Origin of the sequence: Pseudomonas sp. dw_612, from assembly GCF_018449725.1 — a bacterium.
GTDB lineage: Bacteria > Pseudomonadota > Gammaproteobacteria > Pseudomonadales > Pseudomonadaceae > Aquipseudomonas.
Genome location: NZ_JAAVVC010000004.1, coordinates 11,486 through 18,502, shown reverse-complemented (window position 1 = coordinate 18,502; position 7,017 = coordinate 11,486). Strand labels below are relative to the sequence as shown.

At 60.9% G+C, this 7,017-nt stretch carries 5 protein-coding genes; 2 read left to right on the top strand and 3 right to left on the bottom strand.

Annotated elements, in window-relative coordinates; all coding sequences use genetic code 11:
- Nucleotides 1-132 precede the first annotated feature (132 nt).
- Together HB680_RS08070 and HB680_RS08065 are read left to right on the top strand one after the other, a co-directional pair.
- A complete protein-coding gene (locus HB680_RS08070; RefSeq protein ID WP_213937983.1) occupies nucleotides 133-1,122 on the top strand; it encodes a cupin-like domain-containing protein in 990 nt (329 codons plus the stop codon).
- Entirely contained in the window at nucleotides 1,119-2,480 is a 1,362-nt protein-coding gene (locus HB680_RS08065) for an MFS transporter (protein ID WP_213937982.1), read from the top strand. The genes HB680_RS08070 and HB680_RS08065 overlap by 4 nt, the downstream gene beginning before the upstream one ends.
- 290 nt (nucleotides 2,481-2,770) lie before the next feature.
- Here HB680_RS08065 and HB680_RS08060 read toward each other — a convergent pair whose 3' ends face one another.
- Genes HB680_RS08060 through HB680_RS08050 form a run of 3 tightly spaced genes read right to left on the bottom strand, consistent with a single transcriptional unit; the run spans nucleotide 2,771 to nucleotide 6,811 of the window.
- Complete coding sequence (locus HB680_RS08060) at nucleotides 2,771-3,973, bottom strand: alpha/beta hydrolase (RefSeq protein ID WP_213937981.1); 1,203 nt, start codon at nucleotides 3,971-3,973, stop codon at nucleotides 2,771-2,773.
- 41 nt (nucleotides 3,974-4,014) lie between these two features.
- Nucleotides 4,015-4,959 carry a syringomycin E biosynthesis L-threonyl-[L-threonyl-carrier protein] 4-chlorinase SyrB2 gene (gene syrB2, locus HB680_RS08055; protein ID WP_213937980.1) on the bottom strand — a complete coding sequence of 315 codons (945 nt, stop codon included), beginning with the start codon at nucleotides 4,957-4,959 and terminating at the stop codon, nucleotides 4,015-4,017.
- Nucleotides 4,952-6,811 carry an amino acid adenylation domain-containing protein gene (locus HB680_RS08050; protein WP_213937979.1) on the bottom strand — a complete coding sequence of 620 codons (1,860 nt, stop codon included), beginning with the start codon at nucleotides 6,809-6,811 and terminating at the stop codon, nucleotides 4,952-4,954. Before HB680_RS08050 ends, syrB2 begins: the two co-directional genes overlap by 8 nt.
- Nucleotides 6,812-7,017: the final 206 nt, after the last annotated feature.

Below are 7,017 nucleotides of genomic sequence, written 5' to 3'. Positions count from 1 at the left end.
GAGGGGGCTGCTATAAAAGCCCGAGCAAATCTTCAGTCAGCCCGTGTCCGGCTCTCGACTGTCTCGAGACAAATCGATGCTTTCCCAGAGACCGAACGCCATCCCTTGGGTGTACTTGCGAGAGCCTTTGAAATGAACATGACAGCCGAAACGGACCGTCCCGCGGTCAAGCCCTGGAGCCTGACCCGGTTCCCCAATTACGCTGAAGCCGCGGCGGTTGAAGTGATTGATGCGCTGGAAATCTCCAAAGCCGATTTCATGCGCATCTATGTGACGAAGAACCGGCCCTGTCTGATCAAAAACGCGGTGCGGCATTGGCCGGCGTTCACCAAATGGACCGACAGCGAATACTTGCGGGCGAACTCGCCCAATAGCCCGGTGGTGGTGCGTTCGGCGATGGTGTCGGAGGTGATCGGCTGGTCCGGGCCCCAGGTCAAAGCCACGTTGACCGAGCAGGCTGATGCGCGTCACCGGGACATTCTGTTCCATGATTTTCTCGACGAGTTGAAGGTCGGCGATGGCCCGTTGGTGGCCGACAGCTGCGGTTTCACCGAGGGCGCCGCGTTCGAGAAAATGAAGGACGACGTCGCGGGCATGCCGTTCATGCCGGTGCTGAGCAAGGCCCGGCGTTACCCGTCCTATCGCGGCTTCCTGTATCGAGATTCCTATACCGATTGGCACTTCCATGCCACCGACGAAACCTTCATGACCCAGGTGATCGGCTCCAAGGAAATCCTCTTGCTGCCACCGGACGATGCGAGCTGGGAAGGCTTGCGCCCGGTGATCGAGAACGAGGGTTACCTGTTCAATATCGATACCGAGCGTTTCCCCGGCACCCGCGCCTTGCGCCCGACCCGCGCCGTGGTCGAACCGGGCGATGCGCTGTATATCCCGGCGCTGTGGTGGCATGCGGTGGAGTCGATTGGCGAAGAGTTCGGCATCACCGTCGCCGCGACCTTCGGCACGCCGCTGCACATCAATGGTGACCTGCGTTATCCCATCGCCCGTAAAGTCGCGCGCACCTATTTGTTCACACCGGCGGCACCGTTGGTGCTCGGCGCAGTGGTGTATTCCCTGGCGTATCGATTGCTGAATGGCGTTGCGCGCCTCGTCAAACGATGATCTTCAAGTCGGCTCGACCAGACTTTTCCCTTGGGCGCGGTTTCTATTTCCTGTGGATGGGCGAATCCCTCGCGGTGATCGGCACGGCGCTGATGGAGTTCGCCCTGGGCGTGTGGGTCTACAACCACACCGGGTCGGCCGTGGCGTTTGCCAATGTGGTGTTGGCGGCGACGTTGCCGGCGATCATCTTCCTGCCGTTGGCCGGAGGTTTGGCGGATCGGGTCAGCCATAAAGTCATCATTGTCTGTAGCGACGTCCTGCTCGCGGCGATGTTGTTTGTGGTCATGGCGCTGCTCTGGACTGATCGCCTGGAGCCGTTGCACTTGTATGTGTTCAACGCGCTGGCGTCGATCGTCAGTTCGTTCCGCCAGCCGGCTTATCAGGCGGCGGTCAATTCGATCGTCAAACCCGACAAATTCACCCGCGCCTCAGGGCTGATGGGCATCAGCAAGAATGCCTCGGCGCTGGTGGGGCCGCTATTGGCCGGGATCCTCATGGCCCAGGCCGGGCTGGTGACGATTGTCGCGATTGACCTGATCACCTTCTGCTCGGGCACTTTGTTGGTGATCAAGGCGTTTTCCCATGCCCGCACGCCGGTACCGGGCGGTGGCGGGACGAGTGCAGGCTCGGTCATGCGTGGCGCGCTGCGCAATGTCACCGACGCGTTGGGCTTCTTTAAAAGCGAACGATTGATGGCGGGGTTGCTGGTCTACACGATGCTGCGCAATGCGTTGCTGTCGATGGTGACGCTGATGATCACGCCGTTGCTGCTGTCGATGCACACCAGCCAGACCTTGGGCGTGGTGTACACCTGGGCGGCGTTGGGTGGGTTGTCTGGCGCCGGGCTGCTGATTTTTGTGGGCAACCCCGGACGCTTGATGGTGTTGATTGCCTGTGCCGACCTGGTGTTATCGCTGTGTGTGGTCAGCATTGGCCTGGTGTCGGATACGACGGCCTACTGCGCGGTGGTGTTTGTCGCCATTGCGGCGGCCAGTGTGGCGGATGGCGGCGTCAGTGCGTTGTGGATGCGCAAGATTCCCACCGGGTCCCGGGCCAGTGTGTTTGCGTTGATCAGCATGTTGATCATTGCCGCCACCAGCATTGCGATCTTTGGAGGTGGCTTGATTGTCGATCACTGGTTCCAACCGGCGCTTGAACCGGGTGGCCGGTTTGCCGAGTCCATCGGTGGCTGGCTGGGTGTAGGCAAGGGCCGGGGCGTGGCGTTGCTGTTTGTGGTGGCCGGTGCGGTGAGTGTTCTGCTGTGCCTGGGCACGCTGATCTACCGGCCCATGCGCCGACTGGACCGGTTGGTACGGGATGAAGAAACCACCGCATTGACCCCGGCCGAGGTGGTTTAAATACACACCTCTCGCGAACGACACCCAACAAAATGTGGGAGCGAGCTTGCTCGCGATGAGGGCGTATCAGTCGACATGTTTAGTGACTGGTGCGCCGCCATCGCGAGCAAGCTCGCTCCCACAGGGATCTGTGCCGAGTACATATCCCGTGAACAACCTCAAACAAATGTGGGAGCGGGCTTGCTCGCGAATACGGTGTGTCAGGCAACGTTGATGTCGACTGTTACGCCGCTTTCGCGAGCAAGCCCGCTCCCACAAGGGGTTGGTGGTGTGTCAGGGGGATCTACGCTCTAGACCTCAGCCAATTCCAGTGTTGAATCAATGAACCGAAACGCCGTTTTCTTCGACTCTGCCGCGCGCTCGAAGAACGCCAGATGGCTGCCATCCTTCTCGACATGCAATGTCGCACCCTCGACGGACTGCGCAATCAACCGCGAGCCACCTATATGCGTGGTGCTGTCACTGTCCCCAGCCACCACCAGCGTCGGAACTGTGATCCGGGGCAGGATGGGGAGCAGCTCGGTTTTGTTCAGTGCGTCGTTGAGCAGGGCGTAACGGTAGAACAGCTCCGGGTTGACGTAGGGGAACAGCACCGTGTGGGCGATGGGCTCGGGTGTGGTGGCCAGGGTTTTCTGGTCAACGAACATCGCTTGAAGATCGCCAGCCTCAGCCCGGTCCTGCGCGGCGGTTTCCATCAGCCATTCGAAATTTTGCTGGTGCGGCGTGCGCAGGCTGTCATCGCCCAGGTTGTAGTCGCCGTGCCACAGGCTCAGCGATTGTGCACGCTCGGCATGATCGGCCGCAGCGCACAGCACAATCGCTGCACCGCCGCAGATCCCCATCAGATGAGCGCTTGGCAGGTCGAAATGATCCATCACCGCAAGCAGATCGGCGACCTGGGAGCGCATATCGACTTTAATCTGGTCGAAGTCCGGGCAATCGCCAAACAGCCCACGGGTTTCCCAAGTCACGACAAAGTAACGCTCACTGAGCGCGTCGAACCAGTCGCGGCACAAATCAAACGGCATACCGCAGGGCAGGGCGAGGACGATGGGGGGCCGTCGCCTGTTGGAACTGGCATAGACCGCCAGCGAAACGCTGTCCCGGGTGATCAGGCGCGAGGTTTCAATGCCCGGCACCTCACCACTGAACTCGAAGTGCCCAAGCAGCGCCTCGAACGGCTCCGGCGCGTCAAAATCGTCGGAGCGAAAGTCGAGTGCCTGGGAGATTTTTTTGCTGATAAACAGCTCGAACGAAGACAGTTGCGTCGAAGCGCCGTGCAAATACTGCACGGCGCTGACGCCAACGTGTGCCAATGCGCGAGTCACGGCGTGCTCTGTAGCAACCACCGCCGGGGAGGTGACGACAGGCGTGCTGTCGTCCTCCGCAGCGAAGAAGCACAGGCGAACCGGTTCCGGCAGGTTGGCAGCAAGATGCCGGAGCATCCTGACTGTCTCGCACAGGCGCGTTGCGGCGTCGGTGGGAAGTGACATGGAAAGGGTGCTCCTGTTAGGCAATATTGCTCGGGGCGGAATTATTCCGAACCGAATTTCTTGCCTCGGGTGGTCTCGGTGATCAAGCGGTTGTAGTCCGGGGTTGTATCGCCCAGCACCTGGACCGCGCCGTATTTCTCCAGGCTGATCTTGCCGCCGTACTCTTCGATGTGGTCGGAGTCGGGGTAGATTTTCACGAACGAAGGCACGTAGCGCGAAGCAAAACCCATGCGCATGTCCTGGGATTCGCCGCTGTGCGGGTAGGAGGCATGCATCAGGGTCGACCAGAAAATGATGAATTGCCCGGCCTTCATCTGCATCGGCACGGCGGCCGCTTCATCAGGCTTCCAGTTTTCGTCGATCTGCAACTGGCGGTAGTCGTAACCAAAGAAACCCCGACGAACCCCGTCCTTCACCACCCCGGTGGCGTTTTCGGGGTCGTAACTCATGCGCTTGGTTTCGTCGTAATTCATGCTGTTCTGCGTGCCCGGAATAAATTGCAGGCAGCCGTTGGCAATGTTGGCGTCGGTGAACGCGGTCCACACGGTGATGGTGCCGCCGAATTCTTCATTCTCCGGCCAGATGATCTGTGGTTTGCCCGAGGCGTTGGCGAAGGTGTCGGCCTGGTGCCAATCGGTGCCTTCATCGCCCGGGTATTTCGGGAAAAACTCGGTGCGCCAGCACAGCACTTCCGGGCCGAGGATACTTTGAATACGGTCAGTGATTTCAGCGCGGCAGATATGGTCGGCGAGGAAATCGTCATCCAGGTGGCGATCATAGTTGGCAATGTTGGTGGCGCCGGAGATCGCATCCAGATCCTGATAGGCCGCGGCACTGCGGTCGAGCAGGCGCAAACGGGTACGCTTCCAGGTTTCTTTCATTTCTTCCGGGGTGTAGGCCGTGAAGGGGCCGATGAAGCCATTCTTTTCGAACGACTCTCGTTCTTCCTTCGTCAGATTGAATTTTCGAACCGCGACTTCAGACATTTGCTTCTTCCTTTTGGTTATGGGCTTGAACAAGCGAAGTAATGCAGCCAGCGAGGACCTTGGCGGTCGCGCCGTCGGCCAGAACACCCGGATCCAGGTTGATCTGGTAGTGCGCCTTGAGCTTGCTCAGGGAGCGAATCAGGGCCAGGGAGGTGCCGCCGAAATCGAAGAAGTCATCGTTGAGGCCGATGCCCTTCAAGCCGATGTCGTCGGACCACACGCGCAGGACGAATTGTTCTTGCTCGGACAGTCCCGCTTCCAGCGGGGCGGCGCTCTCGGTCGACGGCGTCGGCAGCTGCGCCTTGTCGATCTTGCCGTGGGCGGTCATCGGCAAGGCCGGGAGCACGATGTAGGCGGAAGGGCGCATGTAGTCGGGCAGGTTGTCCGAGGCTAGCGCTGCGAGTTGCGCACGGGAGTGTTCGGTCCAGGCACTTGGGCCGTCAGTGGGCACTACGTAAGCGATCAGGCGCCAGTCACCGTCGCCATAATCGTGGGCGCCGACGTGACAAGCGGACAGGGCGGTGCTGGTTTGCAGGCAGGCTTCGACTTCGCCCGGCTCGATGCGGAAACCACGGATTTTCAGTTGTTCGTCGCAACGCCCGACATAGCGATATTCGCCGTCGGTGCCTTGCGTCAGCAGATCGCCGGTGCGATAGGCCGGGCTGGTGTGGCCGGGCAGGGTGACGAAGCGTTCGGCACTCAGCGCGATCCGGTTCAGATAGCCTTGAGCAACGCCGACACCTTCGATGTACAGCTCACCGGTCGCGCCTGGGGCCACGGGCACTTGATTCACATCGAGCAGGTTGAGCGTCCAGCCATCCAGCGGTTGGCCGATCGAGACCATCGCCGAGCTTTCCAGGTCCTGGCCACGCACCCGTTTGTAGGTGGTGTGGACCGTGGCTTCGGTGATGCCGTACATGTTGATCAGCGCGGGCGTTTCGTCACCATGACGCTCGACCCAGGGACGCAGGACAGTCGCCGGCAAGGCTTCGCCGCCGAACACCACGTAGCGCAGGGCCAGGCGATCCTTGGCTTGTCGATCGATTTCGTCGAGGCCACGGAAGGCCGACGGGGTCTGGCTGAGCACGGTCACGCCGTTGCGTACCAGCCACTTGCGGAACGATTCCGGCGAGCGCGACACGTCGTAAGGCACCACGGCAACCTGGCCGCCATGGGCCAGCGCGCCCCAGATTTCCCACACGGAAAAATCGAAACCGATGGAATGGAACATCGACCAGACGTCGGTCTGTGCGAAGCCGTACGCGCGTTGCGTGCTCTCAAGCAGACGGCTGACGTTGCCATGGGCGACCAGCACGCCTTTGGGTTCGCCGGTCGAGCCAGAGGTGTAAATCACATAGGCCGGGGCCGTCGCCGCGTTGAGTGTTGGCGCGGTTGTGGCTGCCTCGGGGGCGGACAACAACTCATCAAGGTGCAGCACACGCAGCGTCGGACTCGCCGGAACGCTGGCGACCTCCTTGGAGGAAAGCATCAGGCTGATGCCGCTGTCGCGCACGATATGTTCGAGGCGTTTGGCCGGGTACAGCGGGTCAACCGGCACATAGGCTGCGCCGGCTTTCAGGATGCCGAGCAGGCTGATCACCAGGTCGACACTGCGCTCCAGGCACAGGCCCACGAGCATGCCGTCAGTCACCCCTTCATGACGCAGGCGCGCCGCCAGTTTCGATGAAACGCTATCCAGATCGGCATAGCTCAAGGCCCGGGTTTCGTCGGACAGGGCCGTTCGCTCGGGAAATTCGCGGGCCTTGGCACTGAACAACTCATGCAGCAACGCTGCGGGTTTGAGAGGCGATGACGCGGAGTTCAGCGCCCCGCCCGTGTTGGTGATCGGCATGACTAACGCTCCAGTGAATGGGGAAAGGTGCATCGCGATGGCCTCGATGTGCGAGGCCATACGACGGTCCCGTCGGATGGGTATCCGGGGACCGACCGCGATTCGCAGCTGCCGTATTTCAGCACCGTGTTCAAGCGGATGTCTGTCGCGGGAAATGGGGACAAGCGCGATACGAGGGCGGGATTGCCAATCCCCGTAGCAGCTGC